This is a genomic window from Curvibacter sp. EU05-FHT14A10, from assembly GCF_058791075.1.
In genome coordinates this window covers 77,713-103,584 of record NZ_JBYTDE010000005.1, presented here as the reverse complement: position 1 = coordinate 103,584, position 25,872 = coordinate 77,713, and the positions used below count along the sequence as shown (strand labels likewise).

Annotated in this window: 26 protein-coding genes; 14 read left to right on the top strand and 12 right to left on the bottom strand. The window is 66.5% G+C overall.

Features of this window, described 5'->3' with window-relative positions; all coding sequences use genetic code 11:
- Window positions 1–32: 32 nt before the first annotated feature.
- The 4 genes from AC3WUT_RS11165 to AC3WUT_RS11150 all read right to left on the bottom strand — a co-directional run bounded on the left by AC3WUT_RS11165 (window position 33) and on the right by AC3WUT_RS11150 (window position 3,704).
- A complete protein-coding gene (locus tag AC3WUT_RS11165) occupies window positions 33–824 on the bottom strand; it encodes a helix-turn-helix domain-containing protein (protein ID WP_492347147.1) in 792 nt (263 codons plus the stop codon).
- Between the two features lie 95 nt (window positions 825–919).
- The gene (locus AC3WUT_RS11160; RefSeq protein WP_492347146.1) at window positions 920–1,492 is read right to left on the bottom strand and encodes a helix-turn-helix domain-containing protein; all 573 of its coding nucleotides are present in this window, start codon (window positions 1,490–1,492) and stop codon (window positions 920–922) included.
- A gap of 349 nt (window positions 1,493–1,841) precedes the next feature.
- Complete coding sequence (gene pap / locus AC3WUT_RS11155; RefSeq protein WP_492347145.1) at window positions 1,842–3,425, bottom strand: polyphosphate:AMP phosphotransferase; 1,584 nt, start codon at window positions 3,423–3,425, stop codon at window positions 1,842–1,844.
- Between the two features lie 27 nt (window positions 3,426–3,452).
- Complete coding sequence (locus AC3WUT_RS11150; RefSeq protein WP_492347144.1) at window positions 3,453–3,704, bottom strand: hypothetical protein; 252 nt, start codon at window positions 3,702–3,704, stop codon at window positions 3,453–3,455.
- 231 nt (window positions 3,705–3,935) lie between these two features.
- Here AC3WUT_RS11150 and greB point away from each other — a divergent pair, with 231 nt between their 5' ends.
- Entirely contained in the window at window positions 3,936–4,505 is a 570-nt protein-coding gene (gene greB, locus AC3WUT_RS11145; RefSeq protein WP_492347143.1) for a transcription elongation factor GreB, read from the top strand.
- A gap of 51 nt (window positions 4,506–4,556) precedes the next feature.
- Here greB and AC3WUT_RS11140 read toward each other — a convergent pair whose 3' ends face one another.
- From AC3WUT_RS11140 to AC3WUT_RS11125, 4 genes are all read right to left on the bottom strand, one after another.
- Window positions 4,557–6,830 (bottom strand): RelA/SpoT family protein, encoded by a 2,274-nt coding sequence (locus AC3WUT_RS11140; RefSeq protein WP_492347142.1) that lies wholly within the window; start codon window positions 6,828–6,830, stop codon window positions 4,557–4,559.
- Window positions 6,831–6,926: 96 nt separating this feature from the next.
- Window positions 6,927–7,127: a DNA-directed RNA polymerase subunit omega gene (gene rpoZ, locus AC3WUT_RS11135; RefSeq protein WP_027478290.1), complete on the bottom strand. Its 201-nt coding sequence runs from the start codon at window positions 7,125–7,127 to the stop codon at window positions 6,927–6,929.
- A gap of 16 nt (window positions 7,128–7,143) precedes the next feature.
- Window positions 7,144–7,764: a guanylate kinase gene (gene gmk / locus AC3WUT_RS11130; protein ID WP_492347141.1), complete on the bottom strand. Its 621-nt coding sequence runs from the start codon at window positions 7,762–7,764 to the stop codon at window positions 7,144–7,146.
- A gap of 33 nt (window positions 7,765–7,797) precedes the next feature.
- Window positions 7,798–8,715 carry a YicC/YloC family endoribonuclease gene (locus tag AC3WUT_RS11125; RefSeq protein ID WP_492347140.1) on the bottom strand — a complete coding sequence of 306 codons (918 nt, stop codon included), beginning with the start codon at window positions 8,713–8,715 and terminating at the stop codon, window positions 7,798–7,800.
- Between the two features lie 71 nt (window positions 8,716–8,786).
- On the opposite strand from AC3WUT_RS11125, the gene AC3WUT_RS11120 reads away from it, so the two are divergent.
- The 5 genes from AC3WUT_RS11120 to hemW all read left to right on the top strand — a co-directional run bounded on the left by AC3WUT_RS11120 (window position 8,787) and on the right by hemW (window position 13,413).
- Window positions 8,787–9,797, top strand: coding sequence for a serine/threonine protein kinase (locus tag AC3WUT_RS11120; RefSeq protein ID WP_492347139.1), 1,011 nt, complete (start codon window positions 8,787–8,789; stop codon window positions 9,795–9,797).
- Entirely contained in the window at window positions 9,794–10,696 is a 903-nt protein-coding gene (locus AC3WUT_RS11115) for a PP2C family protein-serine/threonine phosphatase (RefSeq protein ID WP_492347138.1), read from the top strand. Before AC3WUT_RS11120 ends, AC3WUT_RS11115 begins: the two co-directional genes overlap by 4 nt.
- Window positions 10,697–10,826: 130 nt before the next feature.
- Window positions 10,827–11,567 carry a ribonuclease PH gene (gene rph, locus AC3WUT_RS11110; RefSeq protein WP_492347137.1) on the top strand — a complete coding sequence of 247 codons (741 nt, stop codon included), beginning with the start codon at window positions 10,827–10,829 and terminating at the stop codon, window positions 11,565–11,567.
- A 29-nt stretch (window positions 11,568–11,596) separates the two neighbouring features.
- A complete protein-coding gene (gene rdgB / locus AC3WUT_RS11105; protein WP_492347136.1) occupies window positions 11,597–12,211 on the top strand; it encodes an RdgB/HAM1 family non-canonical purine NTP pyrophosphatase in 615 nt (204 codons plus the stop codon).
- 23 nt (window positions 12,212–12,234) lie between these two features.
- Window positions 12,235–13,413 carry a radical SAM family heme chaperone HemW gene (gene hemW / locus AC3WUT_RS11100; RefSeq protein WP_492347440.1) on the top strand — a complete coding sequence of 393 codons (1,179 nt, stop codon included), beginning with the start codon at window positions 12,235–12,237 and terminating at the stop codon, window positions 13,411–13,413.
- A gap of 14 nt (window positions 13,414–13,427) precedes the next feature.
- Here the strand turns inward: hemW and AC3WUT_RS11095 are convergent, their stop codons facing one another.
- Entirely contained in the window at window positions 13,428–13,862 is a 435-nt protein-coding gene (locus AC3WUT_RS11095; RefSeq protein WP_492347135.1) for a YidB family protein, read from the bottom strand.
- A 103-nt stretch (window positions 13,863–13,965) separates the two neighbouring features.
- Complete coding sequence (locus tag AC3WUT_RS11090) at window positions 13,966–14,874, bottom strand: LysR family transcriptional regulator (RefSeq protein WP_492347134.1); 909 nt, start codon at window positions 14,872–14,874, stop codon at window positions 13,966–13,968.
- A gap of 77 nt (window positions 14,875–14,951) precedes the next feature.
- Here AC3WUT_RS11090 and AC3WUT_RS11085 point away from each other — a divergent pair, with 77 nt between their 5' ends.
- The 8 genes from AC3WUT_RS11085 to AC3WUT_RS11050 are packed head-to-tail and all read left to right on the top strand — an operon-like array spanning window position 14,952 to window position 23,075.
- The gene (locus AC3WUT_RS11085; protein ID WP_492347133.1) at window positions 14,952–16,178 is read left to right on the top strand and encodes a CaiB/BaiF CoA transferase family protein; all 1,227 of its coding nucleotides are present in this window, start codon (window positions 14,952–14,954) and stop codon (window positions 16,176–16,178) included.
- 14 nt (window positions 16,179–16,192) lie between these two features.
- A complete protein-coding gene (locus tag AC3WUT_RS11080; RefSeq protein ID WP_492347132.1) occupies window positions 16,193–16,669 on the top strand; it encodes a MaoC family dehydratase in 477 nt (158 codons plus the stop codon).
- A 17-nt stretch (window positions 16,670–16,686) separates the two neighbouring features.
- Window positions 16,687–17,679, top strand: a complete 993-nt coding sequence (locus tag AC3WUT_RS11075) for a tripartite tricarboxylate transporter substrate binding protein (RefSeq protein ID WP_492347131.1) — start codon at window positions 16,687–16,689, stop codon at window positions 17,677–17,679.
- Window positions 17,680–17,716: 37 nt separating this feature from the next.
- The gene (locus tag AC3WUT_RS11070; RefSeq protein WP_492347130.1) at window positions 17,717–18,706 is read left to right on the top strand and encodes a Bug family tripartite tricarboxylate transporter substrate binding protein; all 990 of its coding nucleotides are present in this window, start codon (window positions 17,717–17,719) and stop codon (window positions 18,704–18,706) included.
- Entirely contained in the window at window positions 18,703–19,977 is a 1,275-nt protein-coding gene (locus tag AC3WUT_RS11065; RefSeq protein WP_492347129.1) for a CaiB/BaiF CoA transferase family protein, read from the top strand. The genes AC3WUT_RS11070 and AC3WUT_RS11065 overlap by 4 nt, the downstream gene beginning before the upstream one ends.
- Window positions 19,978–20,017: 40 nt before the next feature.
- Window positions 20,018–21,193, top strand: coding sequence for an acyl-CoA dehydrogenase family protein (locus tag AC3WUT_RS11060; protein WP_492347128.1), 1,176 nt, complete (start codon window positions 20,018–20,020; stop codon window positions 21,191–21,193).
- A gap of 37 nt (window positions 21,194–21,230) precedes the next feature.
- On the top strand, window positions 21,231–22,253 hold the full coding sequence (locus AC3WUT_RS11055; RefSeq protein ID WP_492347127.1) for an acyl-CoA dehydrogenase family protein: 1,023 nt from the start codon (window positions 21,231–21,233) through the stop codon (window positions 22,251–22,253).
- An 18-nt stretch (window positions 22,254–22,271) separates the two neighbouring features.
- Window positions 22,272–23,075, top strand: coding sequence for a crotonase/enoyl-CoA hydratase family protein (locus AC3WUT_RS11050; protein WP_492347126.1), 804 nt, complete (start codon window positions 22,272–22,274; stop codon window positions 23,073–23,075).
- On the opposite strand, the gene AC3WUT_RS11045 is transcribed toward AC3WUT_RS11050, so the two are convergent.
- Entirely contained in the window at window positions 23,066–24,547 is a 1,482-nt protein-coding gene (locus AC3WUT_RS11045) for an efflux transporter outer membrane subunit (RefSeq protein ID WP_492347125.1), read from the bottom strand. The genes AC3WUT_RS11050 and AC3WUT_RS11045 overlap by 10 nt on opposite strands.
- Complete coding sequence (locus tag AC3WUT_RS11040) at window positions 24,544–25,872, bottom strand: efflux RND transporter periplasmic adaptor subunit (protein ID WP_492347124.1); 1,329 nt, start codon at window positions 25,870–25,872, stop codon at window positions 24,544–24,546. Before AC3WUT_RS11040 ends, AC3WUT_RS11045 begins: the two co-directional genes overlap by 4 nt.

Below are 25,872 nucleotides of genomic sequence, written 5' to 3'. Positions count from 1 at the left end.
TCATCAATGTGGTGGCTCATCGCCGCTCCGCCTCAACCGACCAATGCCTGCAGCACTTCGGTCGGCTCCGCGCGCGCCTTTCGGCGTGCGTGGGCATCCTTATCTCCGTGGACCACGTGAAGGTGCAAGTCCGCCATGGCAACACTGAGGAGGTCGCCGACAGTTTCAGCTGCAGTCGATGCCAGACTGAGCAGGGAGCCGGACTTCGGTGATTGCTCGTCAGCAATCACCGGCAGCGGGATCAGATCGCGCCCCATCAGGCGAGCGTAGAGCAAGCCGTTTTCAGCCAGGCGGCGAAGCAAAGCGACTGCTTGGGCTTGAGATGCGGGGGATGGGGCATCGCTCAAAAAGCCTTGCCTGACAGGCTGCTTCAGGCCTGTGTAAATCGCAACTTCGTTGTCTTCGATGCAGCCGAAAGCGCGGTCGATTTGCTCCGAAGTCAGCGCGGGAGAGATGCGCATGAACTGCAGGTTTGCAGCTTGCGGACGAGGCAGTTTTCCTTGGTTTTCCGAGGGAGAACCAGTGGTTTCCAGAGGGAAACCGGCAGTTCCACCGACTACGCCAGCGGGGAAAACATCCCCTCGCGCTTTGGCTTTTGCGCCCGGTGCATCCTCGTCATGGAAGTTGTACCCCTCACCCTCATAGAACTCGCGCAACTCGTCCAGGAACTGAGCATCCGGGACGTAGTTTCCGGTTTCAAAGCGCTTGATCTTGTGGTTGGGGAGGTTGGACTTCTCGGCGGCTTGTGCTTGGCTAAGGCCGAGGAAGTTACGAGCGGCGCGGGACTCGTTCGGGGAAAGCGCCAGATTGGAAAAGTCGATCATGGGTACTCCAGTCATTGGTTATCAAAACAGCGAATTGCTGTTTTGGTAACTTTATGACTGGTTACCCAAAATGTCAAACTGTTTATTCGTAACTTTTAAGGGATGGGATCGTGGCCCTGTCTGTTCATAAAGGCTTCGATCGCTTCGTCAATCTCCTGCTGGCTCCATTCCTTACCTGCGTTTGTCTTGTCACGGAAGATCTGCATTAGGAGTCGCGAAAGGCCGACCATTACGTCTGCAGCGCCGATGCGCTCTTTGACCTTTTCCTGACCGTGACGAGAGATCGCCATTGACTGAATGATGGTGAGGATGGCATCACGCTCGTCGGATGAAAGCATGCCCAAAAGGACGGTTGCCCGACCACGGGCAACCTGCTCATCTTCGCCCTCTCCTTCTGTAAGTAGGTTGGCAAAGGTCCTCGGTAGGAACGGAGCTTCGGTGCCAAAGAGAAGCTTGTTTGGAGAGATCTCCAGTGCTTGGCATAGCTCCCTGAGTTCTCGGGCCCCTGGTAAGTTGCGCCCCGTTTCATAGGCCTTGATTGCAGAAGCAGACAGGCCACTTTTCGTCGCAACTTGACTCTGTGTCAGCCCAAGCTCTGTTCGTGCTTTGATCAATTCCGACGAGAAAGCCAGTGGTGAGGGGAGAGGGGGAAGCTGGTCTGGTGTCACGGTGGGGTCCTACGAATCGCCCCTAGGATACCGCCTCTTCAAATTGCCCAGATATGGCCTTCTCTATGACAAATTGTTTGCGTAATTTTTGCGTGGGTCTCTGAAGCGCTACGAGGCATTTGGCTGCAAGCCGGCAGGCAGGGGCAACTCTAGATCGTTGATTAGATTGCCTTTTTGAAGCGGTCCTCGGGCTACGAACCAAGGGGTCGTGGGTTCGAATCCTGCCAGCCGCACCAAACGACAAGCCCTAGAACAGAAATGTTCTAGGGCTTTTTCGTTTCTGGGTCTCGTCTTTGGCCATCGCGGGGCGACCTTCAGGCCGGGCTGAGCCCGGCCCTCGCCCTGGGCGTCAGGCTTTCTTGGGTTTCTTGCGCGTTGCGGCCGGTGCGGCCTTGGGTTGCGCCGAGGCCTTGCGTGTCTTGGCCTTGCCCGCCTTGCTTGTCGCTTGATCGAGTTCGGCTTCGAGCCGTTCGCAAAGCGTGCGCAACACCTTCACCCGCGCGTGATTCTTGTCGTTGGCCTCCACCAGGGTCCAGGGCGCATTGCCTGTGCTGGTGCGTTCGACCATGTCGCAGATGGCTTGTTGGTAGGCATCCCATTTCTCGCGGTTGCGCCAGTCTTCTTCGGTGATCTTGAAGCGCTTGAAGTCAATCGATTCGCGCTCTTGAAACCGCCGCAATTGCTCCTCTTGGCTGATCTGCAGCCAGAACTTCACCACGATGGTGCCGGCATCGGCCAGTTCGTGCTCGAAATCGTTGATTTCAGAGTACGCGCGCTGCCAGTCGGCCTCGCTGCAAAAGCCTTCGATGCGCTCGACCAGCACGCGCCCATACCAGGTTCGATCAAAGATGCTGACGTTGCCCTGGCGCGGCAGGTGGCGCCAGAAGCGCCACAGATAGGGTTGGGCGCGTTCCTCCTCGCTTGGGGCGGCAACGGGAATCACCTGGTACTGGCGTGCATCGAGGGCTGCCCCGATGCGCCGGATGGCGCCGCCTTTGCCTGCGGCATCGGGTCCTTCGAATGCGCAGACCAGGGCTCTCTGGCGAAAGCCGGGGTGGCGCACCAGTTCAGCCAGACGCCCCTGCCAATGGGCCAACTCGGTCTTGTAGGACTTGTCGGCCAGAGAGCGCGCCAGGTCGAGTTGGGACAGCACGTTGCGTCCATCGGTGTCCACCCGCAGCAGGGGCGCCGCGGGCGGTGGTGGGGCGCTGGCGGCGGCGGGCTGGCCCAGGCGCTCGCGCAGCGCCTTGAGCACCAGTTGCCCGACCGTCAAGGAGCGGTAGCGATCGTCATTGCCTTCCAGCACGATCCAGGGGGCCTGGGCGGTGTTGGTGATGCGCAGCAGGTGGCCGGCGGCATCTTGCAGTTGGTCGTAGGTTTTCAGCCGATCCCAGTTCCAGGCGCTGACCCGCCAGGCGGTGCGTGGATCGCTTTCCAGGGCTTTGAGGCGCTCGCGCTGGGCGTCCTTGGTCAGGTGGAACCAGAACTTCAGGATCAGGGCGCCCTCCTGGGCCAGCATCGCCTCAAAGCGGTTGATCTGTGCGGCACGGGCGTCCAGTTCGGCCACGGTGATCTCACCGGCGATGCGCTGCCGGATGGGGTCGGAGTACCAGGATCCGGCAAAGATGCCCAGTCGGCCCTTGGGCGGCAGCGAGCGCCAATAGCGCCACATTGGCGGGCGTTCGCGTTCTTCGTCCGTGGGTTCGGAGAAGGCCAGGGTCGACAGGAACCGAGAGTCCATCCACTCGTAGAGCAGGTTGATGGCTTCACCCTTGCCAGCACCGTCCTGGCCGCTGATCAGCAACAAGACAGGGAAGGGCTTTTTTTCATACAGCTCGGCCTGGGCCTGGAGCAGGCCTGTGCGCAGTTCGGGAACGGCCGCTTTATACGCGGCTTTGCTGATCTTGTGGCCCAGCTCGGCAGATTCAAACATCGGGTCGGATTCCTGTGGGTGGGGGCGTCAGGGCTTGGCGACTGGGCGCCCTGGGTGTGGCAGGCGCTTGGCCGTCATCACCAGCACCAGGCAGTCCTGGGCGCTGAGCATCGGAAACCGCTCTTTCAGGGCGCGGTAGGCCAGATGATCATGGGAGCTGGCGCTGCCCCAGCCATTTTGCTGCGAAAAAAACGGCGCCAGCATTTCAAAGGCCTCGAAGAAGATGGCGCGCAGATCGTGCCGCGCGCGGCGCTCTGGCGAAGGGGCTTCGATGGACATGGTTTCCTTTCCGGGGCGGGGGCACCTGCCAGGGGCGAGGTCACCACAGAATGTATCGATTGCGGTCCCCTCTGTGTGGGTTGCCGGATTGACGTGGGGCAAGCTCGGGCCAAATCAGGGGCCCTCAATCGGCGATGGCCGGGCCTGCGGCAGATTCGTGCACACTCGGAGCCCTGCGGCCCACCACGGGTCAGAGGCCCTGTGCTGGCCGGGATTGTTGAAGAGGGGATCATGAACAAGGCGTTCACGCGAGAGTCAGACGCTGGGGCGGACGACGACGAAGACCTGGGTCTGCCGGCCCTGCCTGCTGGCACGCGCAACTACATCACGGCGGCAGGCTACCAACGCCTGCGCGACGAGTTATTCCAACTGATCGACGAAGAGCGGCCCAAGGTGGTCGACGTGGTTCACTGGGCCGCCAGCAATGGCGACCGTTCGGAAAATGGTGACTACCTGTATGGCAAGAAGCGTCTGCGCGAGATCGACCGGCGCATCCGCTTTCTGACCAAGCGCTTGGAGATCGCCGAGGTCACCAACCCCAGCGTGCACCATGGCAGTGATCAGGTGTTCTTTGGCGCCACCGTCACCTACGAAGACGACGAAGGCGTGCAGCGCACGGTCACCATCATGGGCATCGACGAGGCCGACAGTGCGCTGGGGCAGGTCAGTTGGGTCTCGCCGGTGTCGCGCGCCTTGCTCAAGGCGCGTGAGGGCGATGTGGTCAAGCTGATCACCCCTTCGGGTCCGCGCGACATCGAAATTCTGCAGGTGGTCTACCCGGCGCCGACGGCCGCGGACTGAACCCGCCCGACAGGGCCACTGCGCGGCCCGCGGAACGTCGTCCGGGCCTTCTCAGGCCCCCGGCTTGATGCGTGCAGCCCTCAGCACGGTGGGCGTGCGCTGCAGATGCCGCAAGGCGGCATCCAGGTGCGGGGTGTCCTGAACCGACACCAAGAAGCGCAGCTCGGCTGTGCTGGCCGGGCCTTCATCGCCCATGTCGACATGGGTGATGTCTACCTCGGAGGCGGCCAGATCGGCGGCCACGCGGGCCAGCACACCCTTGCCGTTGGTCACGGTCACCACCAGCCCGGTCTCGAATGGGCGAACCGGCTCGTCGGCCCAGTCCACCGCAATGAAGCGCTCACTGTCCTTGTGCTGCAGGCGTTTGGCGGTGGCACAGTCGGCAGTGTGAACCACCAAGCCTTCGCCGCGCCCCAGGTAGCCGACGATGGCGTCGCCCGGGATCGGGCGGCAACAGGGGGCGTACTTGACCGATGCGTTCTCGCTGCCATCGAGCAGCACGGCGCCCTGCGACAGCTTTTCGTGCGAGGTGTAGCGTTCGCGGGTCAGCAGCAGGGCATCGCGCTTCTCGCCACCCTCGGTCATCAGCACCGTCAGGCGCTTGGCCACCATGCTGGCAATGCGCTTGCCCAGGCCGATGTCGGTCATCAGCTCGCTGCGGGTCTTGTTGCCGGTGAAGCGCAGCAATTTGTCCCAGATGCCCGGGAAATGCGGGTCACGAGCTTCAGGCAACCGGTCGATGCCCTCGGCACGCAGGGCCTGGATCAGCAGCTTTTCGCCCAGCGATTCGGATTCTGTCTGGGCCAGCGTCTTCAGGTAGTGCCGGATCTTGGAGCGGGCCCGCCCTGTGCGCACAAAGCCCAGCCAAGCGGGGTTGGGCGAGGACACGGGGGCCGTGACCACCTCCACCACATCACCGTTCTTGAGTTCGGTGCGCAGCGGCACCTGCTCGCCATTGATCTTGCCCGCCACCGTGCGGTCGCCGATGTTGCTGTGGATGGCGTAGGCAAAGTCGACGAGGGTGGCGCCCCGTGGCAGGGCCATGATCTGGCTCTTGGGGGTGAACACATAGACCGCATCGGGGAACAGGTCGACCTTGACGTGGTCCCAGAACTCAGCGGCATCGCGTGTTTCGTTCTGGATGTCGAGCAGCGACTGCAGCCATTGGGTGCCCAGGCGCTCGGACGGGTCGCCTTCGTGGTCGGAGGCCTTGTACAGCCAGTGCGCGGCCACGCCGGCTTCGGCCACCATGTGCATCTCTTCGGTTCGCATCTGGAACTCGATGTTGATGCCCGAAGGGCCCACCAGCGTCGTGTGCAGCGACTGGTAGCCGTTCACCTTGGCGATGGCGATGTGGTCCTTGAACTTGCCCGGCACCGGCTTGTACATCTGGTGCAGCACGCCCAACGCCGTGTAGCAATCGGTGATGCCCGGCACGATGATGCGAAAGCCGTAGATGTCGGTCACCTGGGCAAAGCTCAGGTGTTTTTCATCCATCTTGCAATAGATCGAATACAGCGTCTTTTCCCGCCCGGCGATGCGGATGCGCATGCCCAGCGTGGCAAAGGCGGCATCGACATCGGCCTGCACCTTCTGGATCAGGTCGCGGCGTCGACTGCGGGCCTTGGCCACCGCTTTGCCCAGGATGGCGTAGCGCCAGGGGTGCAGGTGGCGGAACGACAGGTCCTGCAGCTCGCGGTAGGTCTGGTTCAGGCCCAGGCGGTGGGCAATCGGCGCATAGATTTCGAGCGTTTCGGAGGCGATCCGGCCCCATTTGCTCTTGGGCATGTCCGACATCGTGCGCATGTTGTGCGTGCGGTCGGCCAGTTTGATCAGGATCACCCGCACATCGCGTGCCATGGCCAGCAGCATCTTGCGGAATGACTCGGCCTGGTTTTCTTCGCGGGTGTTGAACTGCAGCTTGTCGAGCTTGGTCAGCCCGTCGACCAGTTCGGCCACCTGCAGGCCGAAGCGATCAACCAGCTCGGCCTTGGTCACGCCGCAGTCTTCCAGGGCGTCGTGCAGCAGGGCCGCCATCAAGGCCTGGGCATCGAGTTTCCAGACGGCGCATTGGGCCGCCACGGCGATCGGGTGGGTGATGTAGGGTTCGCCGCTGTTGCGCAACTGGCCCAGGTGGGCTGCGTCGGCAAAGCGGTAGGCCTGGCGCACCTGCTCGATGCCGGTCGGGCCCAGGTAGCCGAGGCCGTCGACCAGGGCGGCAAAGCTGGCGGCGGCGGCATTGGCGGCTGCAGTCGTGGCTGAACCGGCGGCCGCGGCAGCACTTTTCGGGGGCGTGGCAGAGGAAGAGGGCAGCACCGCAGTCATGCTTCTAATGTAGCGCTGTCAGGGATGTGTGGGACAGAGGGCAAAAAAAAGCACCGCGGCTGCGGTGCTTTTCCGGCGCCAGGGGCGCGAGCAGGTTCAGGGAACCTTTTTGAGCATTTCCAGGCCGATCTTGCCTTCTGCGATTTCACGCAGGGCAGTCACGGCCGGCTTGTTCTTGCTTTCGATCTTGGGCGAGTGGCCCTGACTCAGCATGCGGGCGCGGTAAGTGGCCGCCAGAACCAGCTGGAAGCGGTTCGGGATATTGACCAGGCAATCTTCAACGGTAATGCGTGCCATGAGGGTTCTCCGCGGGCTAGTCGATGTTCAGTGAGTGGAAGGTGTCAGCCCGGGCGCGTCGCTGGGCTGCATACTTGAGACGTTGGGCGTGCACCACGGCTTTCATGTCGAAAAGGGCGCGCTCAAACAATTCGTTGATTATAACGAAGTCGAATTTGGAAGCCTGCGCCATCTCGATGGCGGCGTTCTTCAGGCGCAGTTCGATCACGTCCGGCGCGTCTTCGCCGCGGCGCTCCAGGCGCGATCGCAGCTCTTCCCAGCTGGGGGGCAGGATGAAGATCAGGATGGCGTTGGCAAACGCTTTCTTGATCTGGATCGCGCCCTGAAAGTCGATCTCCAGCACCACATCGGCGCCTTCGGCAATGCGTTCTTCGATGGCTTTTTTCGAGGTGCCGTAGCGGTTGCCGTGCACATGGGCCCACTCGATGAAGGCGTTGTTGGCCACCATCGCGTCGAATTCGGGCTGGGACACAAAGAAGTATTCGCGTCCGTGCTTTTCCTGGCCACGGGGTGGCCGGGTGGTGTGCGACACCGAGGGCTGGACACGCGAGTCCAGCTCCAGCAGCGCCTTCACAAGGCTGGACTTGCCGGCCCCGCTGGGGGCGGCCACGACAAACAGGTTTCCTGGGTAATCCATGATGGGCTCGGAGTCTGGGTTGGGCTCTGGGGCTTATTCGATGTTCTGGACTTGCTCGCGCATCTGCTCGATCAGCACCTTCATGTCCACGCTGATGCGGGTCAGTTCCAGGGCGGCCGATTTCGAGCCCAGGGTGTTGGCCTCGCGGTGCAGTTCCTGGATCAGGAAGTCGAGCCGTTTGCCCAGCTCGCCGCCCTTGGTGAGCAGGCGCTCCAGCTCGTCCAGGTGCGAATCCAGGCGGGTGATCTCTTCGGCCACGTCGATTCGGATGGCGAAAGCGGTGGCCTCGGACAGGGCGCGGTCCTGGGCCGCCTCGGGCAGGGTGCTGCCTTCGGTCAGGTTCATGGCTTCTTTCCAGCGCTCCAGAAAGCGCTGGCGCTGCTGCTCCACCAACTGGGGCACCAGCGGGGTGGCCTGGGCGGCCAGGGCGCGCAACTGGCCGATGCGGTCTTGCAGCATGGTGCTCAGGCGGGCGCCTTCACGCTGGCGCGCCGACAGCAGTTCCTTGACCACCTTGGCGGCCAGGGCCTGCACCTCTTCGGCACTGGGCAGCAGGGTGTGGGCATCCGAGCCCCCCAGCCGGATCACATCCGCCACGCTCAGCGGCGTGGCCTGCGGCAGCCAGGCCCGCACCTGGTCCTGGATGGCATTGAGTTTTTGCAGTTGGCGGGTGGTGGGCTCTTTCAGGCCGTCGCCGCCTTCCTGGTCCAGGGCGGCGCGTACTTCCACCTTGCCCCGTTTGAGCTTGGCGGTCAGCAGCTCGCGCAGGGCGGGCTCGTGCTGGCGCAGCTCTTCGGGCAGCCGGAAGCTCAGGTCCAGAAAGCGGCTGTTCACGGCGCGGATTTCCAGGCCGAACCGGGTGGTGGCACTGCTTTTGGCGTCGCCGCCGACCTCAGGGGTGGCCACGTCCTGCTGGGCAGTGGCGTAACCGGTCATGCTGTAAACTGGCATTGGGTTCTATTACATAAATCAATACAGGGATTATCCCGCCTGGACGGGGTACCCGTCCCGTCTATCTCCACATGTCGAAGGTCAAACCGGCACCGCTTCCACCGGATACCGTCATCGGTGGCTACCGTGTGGTGCGCCGTCTGTCTGCGGGCGGCTTCGGCGTGGTGTACCTGGCCCTCGACATGGAAGGTCAACAGGTCGCTGTCAAAGAGTACCTTCCCTCGTCGCTGGCCACGCGCGGTGCCGGTGAGTTGCTGCCCAAGGTCCAGCCCGAAAAGCTGTCGCTTTACCGACTCGGCCTGAAGAGCTTTTTTGAAGAGGGGCGCTCGCTGGCCCAGATCTCCCACCCCTCGGTGGTGAGTGTGCTGAACTTCTTCCGCGAGAACGAAACCGTCTACATGGTGATGAACTACCTGGAGGGGGCCACCCTGCAGGATTTCATCATCACCGCGCGCGACCTGAAAACCCAGAAGGTGTTCCGCGAGTCGACCATCCGGTCCCTGTTCGACGAGGTCTTGCGCGGCTTGCGCATCGTGCACCAGCACAAGATGCTTCACCTGGACATCAAGCCGGCCAACATCTTCATCACCGACGACAACAAGGCCGTGCTGATCGACTTCGGGGCGGCCCGAGAAGTGCTGTCCAAGGAGGGCAACTTCATCCGCCCGATGTACACGCCTGGCTTTGCGGCCCCCGAGATGTACCGGCGCGATGCTGCCATGGGCCCCTGGACTGACATCTACGCCATCGGTGCCTGCATCTATGCCTGCATGCAGGGCTATCCCCCCAACGAGGCCCCCCAGCGCATCGAAAAAGACCGCCTTTCGCTGGCCTTGTCGCGCCTGCGCGGTGTCTATTCCGACAACCTCATCGAGGTGGTCGAGTGGTGCATGGCGCTCGACCCACTGGCCCGACCGCAGTCGGTGTTCGCGCTGCAAAAAGAGCTCAGCCGCGAAGGCGAGCGCCGCTACACCAAGCTCTCCGTGGGTGAGAAAGTTCGGCTGCAATTCGACACCCTGGTGTCCGACAACAAGAAAAAAACCGGCCGTGAAGCCACGGACGTGGGTGCCAAACCGAAATGAAATTCTCAGTTTTCCAGGTCAGCCGCCGAGGTGGTCGCGAAAAGAACGAAGACCGCATGGGCTATTGCTATACCCGTGATTCAGCCCTGTTCGTGCTGGCCGACGGCATGGGCGGTCACCCCGAAGGCGAGGTGGCGGCCCAAATTGCCTTGCAGACCATCTCGGCGCTGTTCCAGCGCGAGGCCCAGCCCCGTTTGGCTGACGTGACCGAGTTTCTGACCACGGCGCTGATGGCCGCACACCACCAGATCCTGCGTTACGCCGCCGACAAAGGCATGCTGGACACCCCGCGCACTACCCTGGTGGCCGGGGTGGTGCAAAGCGGCAGTGCAAGTTGGGTGCACTGTGGTGACTCCCGCCTGTACCTGGTGCGTGATGCCGAGTTGCTCACCCGCACCCGCGACCACTCTTACCTGGAGCACCGCAGCCCGGCCATGATGCTGCCCGAGCGCATCAACCGCAACGTGCTGTTCACCTGCCTGGGGTCGCCCACCAAGCCCGTCTTTGATGTGACCGGACCGGTCATCCTGCAGCAAGGCGACAAGATCATGCTGTGCTCCGACGGGCTTTGGGGCAGCGTCCATGACGACGAAATCGTGCGTCAACTCAGTCGCTCCTCGGTCTCGGAGGTGGTGCCTGAGCTGGTCGAGACCGCCCTGCGCAAGGCCGGCGACAGCAGCGACAACGTCACGGTGATCGCGCTCGAGTGGGAAACCCCTGACACCTTTGAGTCCACCCGCGGCATCTCCACCGACAGCATCAGCGAAGGGGTGTTTGCCTCGACCATCCAGTCGGGCGCCCTGGACAATTTTGTCGACGATCTGGACGACGCCGCCATCGAGCGCTCCATCGCCGAGATCAACGCCGCCATCCGCCGCTCGGCCCAGCGCAAGCATTGAGCAGGCCCGGGATTGCCCTGGTGCGATGGCGGGGCATCCCGGCGCGGGCTTGAACCCAGGCCTGCGGCAGGTTCCAATCACGCCCTGCCGGCCGCCCAGCCGGCGCGTTTCATACCAACGGATTCTCAACATGACGGCCAACCCAACCCTTTATCAACGCAGCCAGCAGCGGGCCGCCGCCCAATTGCGTCCGGTGCGCATCACGCGGGGCTACACCATGCACGCCGAAGGCTCGGTGTTGATCGAATTCGGTCACACCAAGGTCTTGTGCACCGCCTCGGTCGAAGAGAAAGTGCCCCCGCACAAGCGGGGCAGCGGTGAGGGCTGGGTCACGGCCGAGTACGGCATGCTGCCGCGTGCCACTCACACCCGCAGTGACCGCGAGGCCGCGCGCGGCAAGCAGACGGGCCGCACCCAGGAGATCCAGCGCCTCATCGGGCGCTCGCTGCGCGCCGTGTTCGACCTCAAACGCCTGGGTGAACGCACCTTGCACCTGGACTGCGACGTGCTGCAGGCCGATGGCGGCACCCGCACCGCGGCCATCACTGGCGCCTTCGTGGCCGCCCAGGACGCCGTCAATGGTCTGCTGGCCGTGGGCAAGATCAGCGAGTCGCCCATCCTCGACCACGTGGCCGCCATCTCGGTGGGCATCGTCGAAGGCACCCCGCTGCTCGATCTTGAATACACCGAAGACTCGGCCTGCGACACCGACATGAACGTGGTCATGACCGGCGCCGGCCACTACGTCGAAGTGCAGGGCACCGCCGAAGGGGCTGCTTTCACCCGCCGTGAAATGGACCAGTTGCTGGGCCTGGCCGAAGCGGGCATTGCCGAACTGGTGCAGTTGCAGAAACAAGCCCTGGCCGCCTGAACCCGACCCCCTGATGTGAGAACGCTGTCATGAAACTGGTCCTGGCCTCCAACAACCAAGGCAAGCTGGCCGAACTGCAGGCCCTGTTCGCGCCCCTGGGCGTCGAACTGGTGCGCCAGGGCGAGTTGGGCATTCCCGAAGCCGCCGAACCCTTCCGCACCTTTGTCGAAAACGCCCTGGCCAAGGCCCGCCACGCCAGCGCCCACAGCGGCCTGCCGGCCCTGGCCGATGACGCCGGTCTGTGCGTGGACGCTTTTGGCGGCCTGCCCGGCGTCGACACGGCCTACTACGCCACCCAGTTTGGCTATCCCAAGGGCGATGACAACAACGTGCGCGCCTTGCTCGAACAGATGCAGGGCATCGACCAGCGCCGCGCCGCCCTGGTCAGCACCCTGGTGGCGGTGCGCTCACCCGAAGACCCCGAGCCCCTGATCGCGGTGGGCCGTGCCGTCGGGCAGATCACCCGCCAACCCGTGGGAGAGCACGGCTTCGGCTTCGACCCCGTGATGTTCATCCCCGAATTCGGCCAGACATTTGCCCAGTTGGCCCCCGAGGTCAAGAACGCCCACAGCCACCGCGGCCGCGCTGCGCGCCAGATGCTTCAGCTGATGCGCGACAACTGGCTGCCGGAGGCCTCCGCGTGAGTCCGCCCGACCTGACCCACTACATGCGCCCAGGCACCCTCAGCCTGCCCGCGCTGCCGCCGCTGTCGCTGTACGTGCACCTGCCCTGGTGCCTCAAGAAGTGCCCTTACTGCGACTTCAACTCGCACGAGTTCCGGGGTGAGGGCGGTGAGCCGGCTGCGGCCCCCGAGGCGCGCTACATTGACGCCCTGATGGCCGATCTGGAGGCCTCTCTGCCCCTGATCTGGGGCCGCGCGGTGCACAGCATCTTCATCGGGGGGGGCACGCCCAGCCTGTTCTCGCCTGAATCGATCGACCAGCTCATCAGCGGCCTGCGGGCCCGCCTGCGCCTGGAGGCCGAGTGTGAGATCACCCTGGAGGCCAATCCCGGTACTTTTGAGAAGGATCGATTCCGCGCCTTCCGCCAAGCCGGAGTCACCCGCCTCTCGGTGGGGGTGCAGAGCTTCAACGACCAGCATCTCCAGGCCTTGGGCCGGGTGCACGACCGGGCCCAGGCCCTGGCGGCGGTGGAGGAGGCGCGCAGCGCCTTCGACACCTTCAACCTCGACCTGATGTATGCACTGCCCGGCCAGAGCCTGGAGGGGTTTGCGCAAGACCTGGACACCGCGCTGGCGTTGTCGCCGCCGCACCTGTCGGTCTACCACCTGACCATCGAGCCGAACACCTATTTCGCCAAGTACCCGCCCGTGGTGCCCGAAGACGACACCGCTTACGCCATGCTCGATCTGATCACCGAGCGCACTGCCGCCCGTGGCATGCAGCGCTACGAGGTGTCGGCCTACGCCCAGCCCGGCCATGGCTGTTTCCACAACACCAATTACTGGCAGTTTGGCGATTACCTGGGCATTGGTGCGGGCGCGCACGGCAAGCTCAGCTTTGCGCACCGCGTCATCCGGCAGGTGCGGGTGCGCGAACCGCGCCTTTACATGGACAAGGCCCTGGCCGGCGAGGCCATCGCGCAAGAAACCGAAGTCAAGCGCAGCGAACTGCCCTTCGAGTACATGCTGAACGCGCTGCGCCTGCGCGAAGGCTTTGCGCTGCAGGATTTCTGCGACCGCACCGGCCTGCCCTTGTCGGCCATCGCTGCCGGCCTGGACGAGGCCGAACGCAAGGGCCTGATCGAGCGCGACTTCGCGCGCGTCAAGCCCACCGAGCGGGGTTTTGACTTCCTGAGCGATCTGCAGGCTCTGTTTCTGGCCTGAGGCTTCAGGTCACATCAGCCCAGCAGGCCCTTGAGCAGGCTCAGCCCTTCGGCCACCAGGGGTGACTCGCCTTGGGCGCCCTGGGCTGGCAACTGCCCCTGGGGGGTCAGGTGATCGACGATCTGGGGCAGCCACTGCGCCAACTGAGCCGACAGCTCGCCTGTGTTCAGGCCCAGCTGGCCCGCCAGACGCTGCACCGTGTCGCTGCCCAGCACGGCCTGCAGCTGGCTGGCGTCGATCGGCAGGTTCTGACCATTCGAGACCCAGGAGGCGACCACATGGGCCAGCCCCTGCTGCTCAAAAACCTTCACCAGACCCGACAAGCCGCCGGTCTGCGGGTCGTTGAGCCAATGCAGCACCACCTCGGGCAGGCCGGCCCCGGCGGCGCTGCCACCCTGCTGGGCCGCCAAGCCCCCGACCGTGCTCAGTACCTGATCGAACAAACCCATGGTGATCCTCTCTTGGCCCGCAGGCACTTGATTTGATGAATGTGCGCTCAGTCTAGTTGGATGGTCTTGACCCGCCTGTGAACAAATCCCGCAAACCTCCAATTCATGGCGTGGCCGATGCTTCCTGGGCCACCCTCAGGGCGTGGGCCGCAAAGGTGCTCACCAACTGGTTGCCATGCCCCGGTCGGGTGGCCAGGGCCATGTCGAGTCGGGCATCGGCCGGGGTGTCGGTCAGGCGCAGCAGCTTCACGCCCCGGCGCATCTGGTGGCGGGCCACGCCGGCCACCAGGGCCAGGCCCAGGCCGCTTTCGACCAGGCTCAGGATGGTGGACACCTGCATCGCCTGCTGGGCCACGCGAGGGCTGAAGCCCGAGTGCTGGCAGCGCAGCATGGCCAACGCAAACAGCCCTGGCACCCTCGCCTGCTCGTAAAGAATGAAGGGCTCCAGCGCCACGGCCGACAGCGCGATGGCACTGCGCCGGGCCAGCGGGCTGTTGCCGGGCACGGCCAGCATGAACTCATCGCGCTCCAGCACCGTGAACTCGCAGTCACCCGGCGTCAGCACCGGGTAGCGCACCAGGCCCACGTCCAGGCGTCCGGCGGCCAGGCCGTCGAGCGCGGCCTGGGTGGTCGACTCGGTCAGTTCCAGCTCGATCTTCGGGTAATGGGCGCGAAAGCTCGGGATCAGCCGCGGCAGCAGCGAGTAGGTGGCTGTGCCGATGAAGCCCACCCGCAGCAGCCCGCCCAGGCCATGCAAGGCCGCGGCCACCCGCTGGCGGCACTGGGCCGCGTGCGCCAGAGCCTGTCGTGCGTCGGCCAGCATGGCCTGGCCGGCCGCCGTCAGCACCACGCCGGCCGGTGTCCGGTCGAACAGGGCGCCGCCCAGCTCGTCTTCCAGCTTGCGGATCGACACCGACAGCGGTGGCTGGGCCATGTGCAGGCGCTCGGCCGTGCGGTGGAAGTTGCCGGTTTCGGCCAGATCGACAAATTGCGCCAGTTGCCTGAGGTTCATTTTGATACTCGAACGGTATTGGATCGACGCTAATCAATATTGGACGCTCTGACAAGCGATTCCTACAGTCGATCCCCATGACGGAGACAACAAAGGCGGCCCAGCCACTGGCGGGCCTGCGCGTGGTGGATGCCAGCGCGGTGGTGATGGGCCCCTACGCCAGCCAGTGGCTGGCCGACCTGGGGGCCGAGGTGATCAAGGTGGAGCCCCCCGAGGGCGATTCCACGCGCCACACCGGCCCGGCGGCCGAAGCCGGCATGGCTGCGATCTTTCTGGGCGTGAACCGCAGCAAGCAAAGCGTGGTGATCGACCTCAAGCAGGCCGGCGGCCAGGCCGCGCTGCAAGCCTTGATTGCCGGGGCCGACGTGTTCATGCACAGCATGCGGCCGCAGAAGCTGGCCCCGTTGGGGCTGGACCCGGCCACGCTGTGCCAACGCTACCCTCGCCTGGTGTTTGCCGGTCTGCACGGCTTTGCCGACGGCGGGCCCTACAGCGGCAAGCCGGCCTACGACGACATCATCCAGGGCTTGTCGGGCAGCGCCGCGCTGATGCAGGCCCAAAGCGGGGTGGCGCGCTACCTGCCCACCATCGCCGCCGACAAGACCTGTGGCCTGGTGGCCGCCCTGGCCATCGTGGCGGCGGTGGTGAAACGGCAGGCCACCGGGCAGGGCGGCTTTGTCGAGGTCCCGATGTTCGAGACCATGGTGGGCTTCAACCTGGTCGAGCATTTCTATGGTGAGCATTTCGAGCCGCCGCGTTCGGCCCCAGGCTACCCCCGGGTGCTGGCCGACTGGCGTCGCCCCTATGCCACGGCCGACGGCCACGTCTGCCTGATGCCCTACACCGATGCCCACTGGCGCCGCTTCTTCGAGGCCGTGGGCGAGCCCGCCCTGGCCGTCGACCCGCGCTTTGCCAGCATGGCCGCGCGTACCCGCCACATCGAGGCCTTGTACGAGACCACCGGCCGCCTGGTAGCCCTGCACGACACGGCCCACTGGCTGGCCTTGTGCGATCGCATCGAGGTCCCGGTGGCGCGCATGAACCGGCTCGAAGACCTGCAGCACGACCCGCACCTGCAGGCCACCGGCTTTTTCGAGCCGATCGACGACCCGGCCATGGGGGCCCTGCGCTTCCCGGGCGTGGCCCCGCGCTTTGACGGCCAGCGCGCCGCGGTCGGCCTGCCGCCCCGCCTGGGGGCCGACACCGCGCGCGTCCTGAGCGCGGCCGGCGTGCCGGCCGACACCCTGGCCGGGTGGCTGGCCACGGGCGCTGTGGGTGCCCCGGCCCAACGAACACCTTCCTGAACCTGGAGCCTTCCATGCCCCACACCACGCCCCCGCTGCCGCCCCGCCTGGGCCAGGGCTTTCATTGGCAAGACCTGTCGGTCGGCCAGAGCTTTCGCACCTTCCGGCGCACCCTCACCGAGACTGACCTGGTCAATTTCATCTCGTGCACCGGCATGCTGGAGGCGATCTTCATTGACACCGAGTTCGAGGGCGGTGCCATGGCCGGCCGCCCGGTGCCCGGGGCACTCACCTACACCTTGATCGAGGGCTTCATCCTGCAGACCATGATCCAGGGCACTGGCCTGGCCATGCTGGAGCTGCACCAGAAGATCCTGCACCCGGTGCGGGTCGGCGACACCATCCACGCCCGCATCACCGTGACCGAGGTGCGGCCCACCTCGGCCAAGGGGCGGGCAGTGGTCAGCTCTGACATCACCGTCTTCAATCAGCATGACATCGAGGTCATGCACTACACCGCCAAGCGCTTGCTGGCGGGCCGTCCCGAATGAAACCCAGGAGCCCCGGCATGATCTTCAGCCCCTTTTCGCGCCGCGTGTGCGCCAGCCTGGCACTGGCGCTGCTGGCCCCGTTGTGCCTTGCCCAGCCGGCCACACCGGCGGCCCGCTACCCCGACAAGCCGCTGCGCCTCGTGCTGGCCTTCCCGCCCGGCGGCCCGACCGATCTGGTGGCCCGCGTGCTGGCGCAGAAGCTCGGTGAGCAGTTGGGGCAGTCGGTGCTGGTCGACAACCGCCCGGGCGCCAACGGCAACATCGCGGCCGAGATGGTGGCCCGCGCCCCGGCCGATGGCTACACCCTGTTCTACAACACCTCGGCCGTGGCGCTCAGCCCGGCGCTGTACAAGAAGCTCAGCTACGACGTGCGCACCGACTTTGCGCCGGTGGCCCTCACGGCGGTGATTCCGCTGGTGCTGGTGGTGCACCCCTCTCTGCCCGTCCACACGCCGGCCGAGTTCCTGGCGTACGCCCGGGCCCAGGGCGAGCGGCTCACCTTCGGCTCGGCGGGCAACGGCAACATCACCCACCTGGGCGCCTTCCTGTTGCTCAAAGGGCAGGGCCTGCAGGCCACCCACGCGCCTTACAAGGGCAGCGCGCCGGCCCTCACCGATCTGGTGGGCGGGCAGCTGCAGTTCATGACCGACACCGTCAACTCGGCCTTGCCCTTCATCCGCGACAAGCGCCTGCGTGCGCTGGCCGTCACCAGCCTCAAGCGCACCAGCGTGCTGCCCGAGGTGCCCACCCTCAACGAGACCGTGGCCCCCGGTTTCGAGGCCGGTGCCTGGCAGGGCCTGCTGTTGCCGGCGCGCACCCCGCCCGAAATCGTGAACCGGCTCAACGCCGAGGTGCTCAAGGCCCTGGCCAGCGCCGATGTGCGCGCCAAGCTGGCCCAGCAGGGCGCCGAACCCCTGGGCTCGACCCCGGCCGAGTACGGCGCATACATCGACAGCGAGATCCGCCGTTGGACCGAGGTGGTGCGTCAGACCGGCGCCGCCCTCGACTGAGTCACCGCCACCGGCCCCGTTGAACTGGAGACCCCCCATGCAACGCAAAACCCTGTTCGCCCTGGGCCTGGCCCTGGTGGGCGCCTGCCTGACGCTCAGCGCGCCTGTGGTGAAGGCGCAGACGCCCCTGCCCGATGCCGCCAACCGCCCCATCCGCTTCGTGGTGCCGTTTCCGCCCGGCAGCGGCACCGACACCTCGGCGCGCTACTTTGCCCGCAAGCTCACCGAGCTCAGCGGCCAGCCCGTGGTGGTTGACAACCGGGCGGGCGGCAATGGCTTCATCGCCGTGCGCGCCGTGCTGGCCGCCCCGGCCGATGGCAGCACGGTGTTCGTCGGCAGCAACTCCACCCTGGCCGTCAATGCCGCACTGTTCAAGTCGCTGCCCTACGACCCGGTGGCTGACTTTGCTCCCCTGTCCATGCTGATGCGCTCGCCCGCCTTGCTGGTGGTCCCTGGCCAGGCCGAACAGCAGAGCCTGGGCGATCTGATCAACGCCGCCCGGGCCCGCCCCGATGCGCTCAACTACGGCGCTGGCTCGGCGGGCTATCAGCTGATGGCCGAGCTGTTCAACGATGCCGCCCGCGTGCAGACGCACCATGTGCCTTTCAAGGGCGCTGGTGAAGCCGTGACGGCGGTGGTGGGCGGCACGGTGCAGTTTGCCTTTGCCGAAACCACCAGCGCCCAGGAGCTGATCAAGGGCGGCAAGCTCAAGGCGCTGGCCGTGGCGTCCGAGCGCCGCGTGCCGGCCTTGCCCCAGATTCCGACCGCCACCGAGGCCGGCCTGGCCGGCTTCAGCGCCTACACCTGGGTCGCGGCCATGGTCTCGGCCAAGACGCCGCGCACCGAGGTCGACCGCCTGGCCGCCTGGTTCACCCGCATCGAGGGCCTCCCCGAAACCCGCGAGTTCTACGAGCGCCTGGGGGCCGAGGTGATGTCGGGTGGCCCCGACGAGATGCGCGCCTTCCAGGCCAGCGAGATCCAACTCTGGAAGCGCATTGCCCAGAAGGCCCGGGTGGAGCTGCAATGAGTGCGGGCGACTCGCCCTTGGCCGCCCCGGCGGACAGGGCCCCAGTGATGGCGCTGGCCGGCCTGCGCGTGCTCGACCTGTCGCGCGTGCTGGCGGGCCCCTGGGCCAGTCAGACCCTGGGCGACTTGGGGGCTGAGGTGATCAAGGTCGAACGCCCGGGCTTCGGTGACGACACCCGCCTGTGGGGCCCTCCCTTCCTGAAAGACCCGCAGGGTCAAGCCAGCCACGAATCGGCCTATTACCTGTGCGCCAACCGCAACAAGCGCTCCATCGCAGTGGATCTGACGCAGCCCGATGGCCAGGTCCTGATCCGGCGCCTGGCCCAGGACAGCGACGTGCTGATCGAGAACTTCAAGGTCGGCGGCCTGAGTGCCTATGGCCTGGACGCCGAGACCCTGTGTGCGCTCAACCCGCGGCTGGTGTATTGCTCGATCACCGGCTTTGGCCAGACCGGGCCCTATGCCGCGCGGGCGGGCTACGACTTCCTCATGCAGGGCATGGGGGGCTTGATGAGCGTCACCGGCCAGCCCGAGGGGCAGCCCGGGGCCGGGCCGTTGAAGGTGGGTGTGGCGCTGACCGACATCCTCACCGGCCTGTACGCCAGCACCGCGGTGCTGGCCGCCTTGCGCGCCCGCGACCACACCGGGCGTGGCCAGCACATCGACCTGGCCCTGCTCGATGTGCAGGTGGCCTGCCTGGCCAACCAGGGCATGAACTACCTCTACAGCGGCCAGGTGCCACAACGCATGGGCAACGCCCACCCCAACACCGTGCCCTACCAGGACTTTCCGACCGCCGACGGCGACATGATCCTGGCCATCGGCAACGACAGCCAGTTTGCCCGCTTCTGTGCCGAGGCCGGTCACCCCGAGTGGGCGCAAGACCCGCGCTACGCGAGCAACAGCGCCCGCCTGGCCCACCGCGCCACGCTGATCCCGCTGCTGCGCCAGTGCACGGTGATGCACACCACGGCCGACTGGGTGGCTCGCCTGGAGGCTGCCGGTGTGCCCTGCGGCCCCATCAACAACATGGCCCAGGTGTTTGCCGACCCCCAACTGCAGTCGCGCGGCGTGATCACCCACCTGCCGCACCCGGTGGCCGAGGGGGACATCCCCTTGGTAGCCAGCCCCATCCGCTTGTCCGACACCCCGGTGCAATACCGCCAGGCCCCGCCCACCCTGGGCCAGCACACCCGCGCCGTGCTGGCCGAGCGCCTGGGCCTGGGTGAAGCCGAACTCGATCGCCTGACCCGGCAAGGGGTGCTGGCATGAGTTTCATCGGCGGATACCCGCCCTCTCACAAGGAAGCTGAATGAGTGCCCTCGACTCACTGGACCTGACCCCCATCCCCGCCGAGGACGAGGCCCTGCGCGCCCCCGTGCGGGCCTTTCTGGCCGAGGCCCTGCAAGGTGTGCCCGGGGTCACCCGGGCGCGTTCCTGGTCGGGTTACGACCCGGCCTTCAGCCGGGCACTGGGCGCACAGGGCTGGCTGGGCATCACCCTGCCCACCGCTTATGGCGGCGGCGGGCGCAGCCCCTTTGCCCGCTACGTGCTGGTCGAGGAGTTCCTCAATGCCGGCGCGCCCGTGGGCTCGCACTGGATTGCCGACCGCCAGAGCGGCCCGCTGATCCTCAAGTACGGCAGCGAGGCGCAAAAGCGCCAGTACCTGCCCGCCATCTGCCGGGGCGAGGCCTTCTTCTGCATCGGCATGAGCGAGCCCGGGGCTGGCTCCGACCTGGCCAGCGTGCGCACCCGGGCCACCCGCACCGACATGGGCTGGCGCCTGAATGGCCAGAAGATCTGGACCACCAATGCGCACCACTGCCATTACATGATCGCGCTGGTGCGCAGCTCCGGCGAGGCGGGCGACCGCCAGCAGGGCCTGTCGCAGTTCATCGTCGACCTGTCGCTGCCCGGGGTGACCGTGCGGCCCATCACCGACCAATCCGGTGACCGCCATTTCTGCGAGGTCTTTTTTGACGACGTGGCGCTGGCGCCCGAGGCCCTGATCGGGGCCGAGGGCCAGGGTTGGGCCCAGGTGACGGCCGAGCTGGCCTTTGAGCGCAGCGGGCCCGAGCGCCTGTACTCCAGCATCGTGCTGTTTGACGAGTGGCTGGCCTTTGTGCGCCAGGACGCCGCTACCCACCCACAGCGCAATGCTGCGGCCCTGCGGCTGGCCGGGCGGGTGCTGGCCCAACTGGCGCCGCTGCGGGCCATGTCGGTGGCGGTCACCGGGCGTCTGGCACGGGGCGAGAGCCCGGTGGTCGAGTCGGCCCTGGTCAAAGACCTGGGCACTGGTGTCGAGCAGCTGATCCCGGCGGCACTGGCTGACGACCTGGGGGCCCGCCTGGCCGAGGGCCAGCCCGTGCCGTTCGGCCTGCTGCACACCCTGAACTACGTGATCCAGGTGGCGCCTTCGTATTCGCTGCGTGGCGGCACGCGCGACATCCTGCGCGGCATGATCGCGCGCGGCCTGGGCCTGCGTTGATGAGCCCGCTGACAACCCCATCGAGAAAGGCTGGTTGATGAACGACGAGCAAGACCTTTTCGCCGCCTCGCTGCGCACCCTGCTGACCGACCATGCCGGCCCGCCCGTGGTGCGCGCCATCGAGGCCGGTGGTCCGCATCAGGCCCTGTGGCAGACCTTGCAGGATTCGGGCTTTGTCGACGCCCTGTTGCCCGAGACGCAGGGCGGGGCCGGCCTGGATCTGGGCCAGGCTTTCAGCCTGCTGGCCCTGTGTGGTGAGTTCGCGCTGCCCGTGCCGCTGGGCGAAACCCTGCTGGCGCGCGGCCTGCTGGCCCAGGCCGGCCTGGCCCGGCCCGAGGGGCCCCTCACGCTGGCCGCCCAGGCGCTGGATGACGGGGAGCGCCTGATCTGCACCAGCGTGCCCAGTGCCCGCGTGGCCAGCCATGTGCTGCTGCGCCACCTCGATCGCTGTGCCCTGCTGCCGGTGGCCGAGGCCCGGGTGGAAGCCACCGGGCTGGCCCAGGAGGCCACGCTGAGCTGGCCACGGGCCTCCTGGCTGGCCACGCCCGCCTGGCCCGGGGCCCTGCCGCCGCTGCGCGAGCTGCAGGCCGTGCTGTATGCGGCCCAGATGGCTGGCGCCATGAGGGCGGTGTTCGAGCGCAGCCTGCAGCACGCCAATGAGCGCCAGCAGTTCGGCCGCCCGATTGGCAAGTTCCAGGCCATCCAGCACCAGCTCAGCGTGATGGCTGAGTTGGTGTTTGCCTCGCGCATGGCGGCCCGTCTGGGCTGCCAGGGCCCGGTGCAGGCGCCTGACCTGCTGCGGGCCGCCGTGGCCAAAGCCCGTTGCAGCGAGGCCGCCCCTGAGGTGGCGGCGTTGGGCCACTCGATCCATGGCGCCATCGGCTTCACCGCCGAGTTCGACCTGCAGCTTCACACCCGCCGCCTGCACGCCTGGCGTCAGGCCGGGGGCAGCGAATCGCATTGGCAGGGTGTGCTGGGCGAGGCCTTCGTGAACGGGCACGAAGGCCTGGCCCTCGACCTGTTGCGACAGCTCACCGACACCGAATCCCTTCCCGCCTGAGCCCTGACGGAGTTTTCCATGACCCAACCGACCCCTTTCCTGAAATCCGAGCGCGACGGCGCGATCCTGATCCTCACCATGAGTCAGCCGGCCACGCGCAACGCGCTGACCGGCAACACCGCGGTGGCCGAGTTCGTGCAGGCCTGCGATGAGGTGCGCCGCGACCCCAGCGTGCGGGTGGTGATCCTGACCGGCGAAGGCCCGGTGTTCAGCTCGGGCGGCAACGTCAAGGACATGCAGCGCTACGAGCGCGAGCGACCTTCGCCCGATGCGATCCGCGAGGAGTACCGCCAGGGCATCCAGCGCCTGCCGCGCGCGCTCTATCAGCTCGATGTGCCGGTGATTGCGGCCATCAACGGGCCCGCCGTCGGCGCCGGGCTGGACCTGTGCTGCATGTGCGACATGCGCATCGCCGCCGAAGGCGCCACCTTTGCCGAAAGCTTTGTGCGCGTGGGCATCGTGCCCGGCGATGGCGGCGCCTGGCTGTTGCCGCGGGTGGTGGGCCTGTCCAAGGCCTCCGAGATGGCGTTCACGGGCGAGGTCATCGATGCGGCCGAGGCCCTGGCCTGCGGCCTGGTCTCGCGCGTGGTGCCGGCCGGTCAGCTGATGGCGGCGGCCCGCACCCTGGCCGGCAAGATTGCCGCCAACCCGGGCGGCGTGCTGCGCATGACCAAGCGCCTGCTGCGCGAGGGCGAGCGCAGTTCGCTGGAGTCGCTGCTGGAGCTCTCAGCCGCCTACCAGGCCCTCGCCCACACCACCGAAGACCATTTCGAAGCGGTGCGGGCCTTTGTCGAGAAACGAGCGCCGCGCTTTCAGTCCTGAGCCACGCGGGCCGGGCTGGCCTGGCCCAACGTGGTGTCGGTGGCTTTCCAGCCGCCGCCCAGGGCCTTGATCAGTTGCACCGAGGTCAGCAACTGCTGGCTCTGGTTCTGCACCTGCTGGCGCTGGTAGCCCAGCAGGGTCTGCTGGGCCAGCACCACCTCCAGCAGGCTGGAGGCACCAGCCCGGTAGCGGGCCTGCGACAGCTCCAGCACCTTGCCGGCGCTTTTCACGGCCTGCTGCAGCGAGCGTTGGGCTTCGCGCAGCGCGGCCTGGGTGCTCAGGCTGTCCTGCACTTCCTGGAACGCCTGCAGCACGGTCTGGCGGTAGCTGGCACTGGCCTGCTGGTAGCCGGCCTTGGCCACGTTCACCGCCGCGGTGGTGCGGCCGCCGTCAAACAGGGTCTGGGTGGCGCTCAGGCCCAGCGACCACAGCAGGCTGGGGGCCGAGAACAGCTTGCTGAAGCCGTTGCTGTCGTCGCCATAGAGGCTGTTCAGGGTCAGGCTGGGGTAGTAGGCGCTGGTAGCGATGCCGATCTGGGCATTGGCCGCTGCCATGGCGCGCTCGGCGCTGGCGATGTCGGGGCGGCGCTCCAGCAGCGAGGCCGGTGTGCCCAGGGGCAACTGCGGCGGCTCGGGCAGCCGGGTGTCGGCGGCCAGTTGAAAGCTGGGGGCCGGCTGGCCGGTGAGCGTGGCTATCGCGTGCTCGAAACGGGCCCGGCTGTCGCGCAGGCCTTGCAACTGGGCTTCGGTGCCCGAGACCAGGCCCTGTTGCTGCTCCAGATCGATGCCGGAGGCGGTGCCCAGATCGTGCCGGGTGGTGATGAAATCCAGCGTCTGGCGCTGCGCCTTGAGGGTCTGGTTCAGCACCTCGATTTCGGCGTCCAGCCCGCGCAGGGCCAGGTAGCTGCTGGCCAGTTGCGCGGTCAGCACCAGGCGGGTGTTTTCAAAATCGGCGCCCGACTGGGCCTGGGCGGCGCGGGCGCTTTCCAATTGGCGCCGTACCCGGCCGGCCAGGTCCACCTCATAGCTCACGGTCAGCGCGGTCTGGTAGTCGGTCTGCTCAACCGAACTGTTGGCGCTGGTGTAGCTGCTCAGCGGCCGGTTGGCCGAGGTCCGAAAGCGCGAGGTTCCGGCCTGCAGGCCCACCCTGGGCAGCAGGGCACCCAGGGCCGAATCGGTCTGGGCCCGGGCCTGGTCCAGGCGCGACTGGGCCAGGGCCAGGGTGTTGTTCTGCTTCAGGGCGGTATCGATCAGGCCCTGCAGCGTGGGGTCGGCGTACAGCAGCCACCAGGGGCCTTTGAGTTCGTCGTCTCGCGGTTGGCCGGCCTGCCAGCCGGCTTCGGCCTGCCAGTGGGCCGGGGCCACGGTGTCGGGGCGCACGTAGTCGGGCCCCACGGCCGAGCAGCCGCCCAGCAGGGCCAGGCCCAGCCAGGCGCCGTGCCGCGCCAGGCGGTGCAGCGCAGGGGCGTTCATGAGGTGCTCCGCTCGGCCTTGGCCGGCTGGGCCTCGGGCTTGGCATCCTTGCCGGGCCCCTCTTTCGAACCCTCTTTGCCGCCTTCCTTGGCACCTTCCTTGTTGTTGGTCGGCACCGGCGCCTCGCTGGCCACCACCGCATCGCCTTCGGCCAGCGAATCGGGCGGGTTGATGATCAGCTTGTCTTGGGGCGACAGGCCGCTCTGGATCTCGATGCGCACGCCCAGGTCACGGCCCAGGGCCACCTTCTTGAGTTGCACCTTGCCGTCGACCACGGTGGCCACCAGCGTGCCTTCCGGGCGGAACAGCAGGCCGTTGTTGGGCACGGTCAGCACGGGCTTGTCAGCGCCGGCGGCCTGCAGGGCCACCTGCACGTACGAGCCCGGCAGCAGCTTGCCCTCGGGATTGGGCAGGTTGATCTCCACCTGCAGGGTGCGGGTGGCCGGGTCGATGGCGCCGGCGGTGCGCACCACCTTGCCGGTGAAGGTCTGGCCGGGCAGTTCGGACAGGGTGACCTGGGCTTCCTGGCCGGCCTTGATGCGCGGCGCGAAACTTTGGGGTGCCGACACGTACAGGCGCAGCACATCGGTCTGCGACAGCGTGAACAGCAGCTTCGGGGCGCCGCCGTTGCCAGCGTCCACCAGGCTGCCCACATCGATGTTGCGCTTGGTGACCACGCCACTGAAGGGCGCCACGATGCGGTTGTAAGACAGCTGCAGCTCCAGCCTTTGCACCACCGCCTCGCTGGCGGCCAGGTTGGCCTGCACCAGCTTCAGCGTGTTCTGGCGCTCGTCGAGTTCCTGCTGCGACACGGCATCGCGGGCGCGCAAGCCCTGCCAGCGCTCGAACGAGGTGCGCGCCAGTTGCAGGTTGGATTGCACCTGGGCCCGGTTGGCCCGGGCTTCGGCCAGTTGCTGCTCGATTTCGCCAGTGGCGATTTCGGCCAGCAGGTCACCCTTGCTCACGCGCGCGCCGATGTCCTTGAACCACTGTTTGACATAGCCGCTGCTGCGCGCATAGATCGGGGTCTCGATGTAGCCCTGAAGGCTGCCCGGCAGTTGCAGTGTCTGCTGGCCCCGGCCGGGCCGTGGCGAGACCACATACACGTGCACCTGGGCGTTCTCCTGGGTGCTGGCCGCCAGGGCCTTGGCCTGGGCCGCGCGCTCGGTCATCACCAGGGCCGCGCCTGCACCGAGCACCAGCAGCACGCCCAGGGCGGCCCAGCGGGCGCGTCGCAGCAGCCGGATGCGCTTGATGTTGTGGGCCCCTTCATGCTGATGCAGGCCATGGATTCCGATGGAAGAGTGTCGCTGTGCGTGGCTCAT

Excerpts from the sequence above, each read along its gene's own strand:
- greB (WP_492347143.1), top strand. The coding sequence starts at position 3,936 with ATGAACAAGGCGTTCACGCGAGAGTCAGACGCTGGGGCGGACGACGAC.
- AC3WUT_RS11115 (WP_492347138.1), top strand. The coding sequence starts at position 9,794 with ATGAAATTCTCAGTTTTCCAGGTCAGCCGCCGAGGTGGTCGCGAAAAG.
- AC3WUT_RS11080 (WP_492347132.1), top strand. The coding sequence starts at position 16,193 with ATGCCCCACACCACGCCCCCGCTGCCGCCCCGCCTGGGCCAGGGCTTT.
- pap (WP_492347145.1), bottom strand. The coding sequence starts at position 3,425 with ATGTTTGAATCTGCCGAGCTGGGCCACAAGATCAGCAAAGCCGCGTAT.
- rdgB (WP_492347136.1), top strand. The coding sequence starts at position 11,597 with ATGAAACTGGTCCTGGCCTCCAACAACCAAGGCAAGCTGGCCGAACTG.
- AC3WUT_RS11070 (WP_492347130.1), top strand. The coding sequence starts at position 17,717 with ATGCAACGCAAAACCCTGTTCGCCCTGGGCCTGGCCCTGGTGGGCGCC.
- AC3WUT_RS11090 (WP_492347134.1), bottom strand. The coding sequence starts at position 14,874 with ATGAACCTCAGGCAACTGGCGCAATTTGTCGATCTGGCCGAAACCGGC.
- AC3WUT_RS11140 (WP_492347142.1), bottom strand. The coding sequence starts at position 6,830 with ATGACTGCGGTGCTGCCCTCTTCCTCTGCCACGCCCCCGAAAAGTGCT.
- AC3WUT_RS11075 (WP_492347131.1), top strand. The coding sequence starts at position 16,687 with ATGATCTTCAGCCCCTTTTCGCGCCGCGTGTGCGCCAGCCTGGCACTG.
- rph (WP_492347137.1), top strand. The coding sequence starts at position 10,827 with ATGACGGCCAACCCAACCCTTTATCAACGCAGCCAGCAGCGGGCCGCC.
- AC3WUT_RS11120 (WP_492347139.1), top strand. The coding sequence starts at position 8,787 with ATGTCGAAGGTCAAACCGGCACCGCTTCCACCGGATACCGTCATCGGT.
- AC3WUT_RS11065 (WP_492347129.1), top strand. The coding sequence starts at position 18,703 with ATGAGTGCGGGCGACTCGCCCTTGGCCGCCCCGGCGGACAGGGCCCCA.
- AC3WUT_RS11050 (WP_492347126.1), top strand. The coding sequence starts at position 22,272 with ATGACCCAACCGACCCCTTTCCTGAAATCCGAGCGCGACGGCGCGATC.
- AC3WUT_RS11055 (WP_492347127.1), top strand. The coding sequence starts at position 21,231 with ATGAACGACGAGCAAGACCTTTTCGCCGCCTCGCTGCGCACCCTGCTG.
- AC3WUT_RS11150 (WP_492347144.1), bottom strand. The coding sequence starts at position 3,704 with ATGTCCATCGAAGCCCCTTCGCCAGAGCGCCGCGCGCGGCACGATCTG.
- AC3WUT_RS11040 (WP_492347124.1), bottom strand. The coding sequence starts at position 25,872 with ATGAGCCACGCACAGCGACACTCTTCCATCGGAATCCATGGCCTGCAT.
- AC3WUT_RS11095 (WP_492347135.1), bottom strand. The coding sequence starts at position 13,862 with ATGGGTTTGTTCGATCAGGTACTGAGCACGGTCGGGGGCTTGGCGGCC.
- AC3WUT_RS11125 (WP_492347140.1), bottom strand. The coding sequence starts at position 8,715 with ATGCCAGTTTACAGCATGACCGGTTACGCCACTGCCCAGCAGGACGTG.
- AC3WUT_RS11060 (WP_492347128.1), top strand. The coding sequence starts at position 20,018 with ATGAGTGCCCTCGACTCACTGGACCTGACCCCCATCCCCGCCGAGGAC.
- gmk (WP_492347141.1), bottom strand. The coding sequence starts at position 7,764 with ATGGATTACCCAGGAAACCTGTTTGTCGTGGCCGCCCCCAGCGGGGCC.
- hemW (WP_492347440.1), top strand. The coding sequence starts at position 12,235 with ATGCGCCCAGGCACCCTCAGCCTGCCCGCGCTGCCGCCGCTGTCGCTG.
- rpoZ (WP_027478290.1), bottom strand. The coding sequence starts at position 7,127 with ATGGCACGCATTACCGTTGAAGATTGCCTGGTCAATATCCCGAACCGC.
- AC3WUT_RS11045 (WP_492347125.1), bottom strand. The coding sequence starts at position 24,547 with ATGAACGCCCCTGCGCTGCACCGCCTGGCGCGGCACGGCGCCTGGCTG.
- AC3WUT_RS11085 (WP_492347133.1), top strand. The coding sequence starts at position 14,952 with ATGACGGAGACAACAAAGGCGGCCCAGCCACTGGCGGGCCTGCGCGTG.
- AC3WUT_RS11165 (WP_492347147.1), bottom strand. The coding sequence starts at position 824 with ATGATCGACTTTTCCAATCTGGCGCTTTCCCCGAACGAGTCCCGCGCC.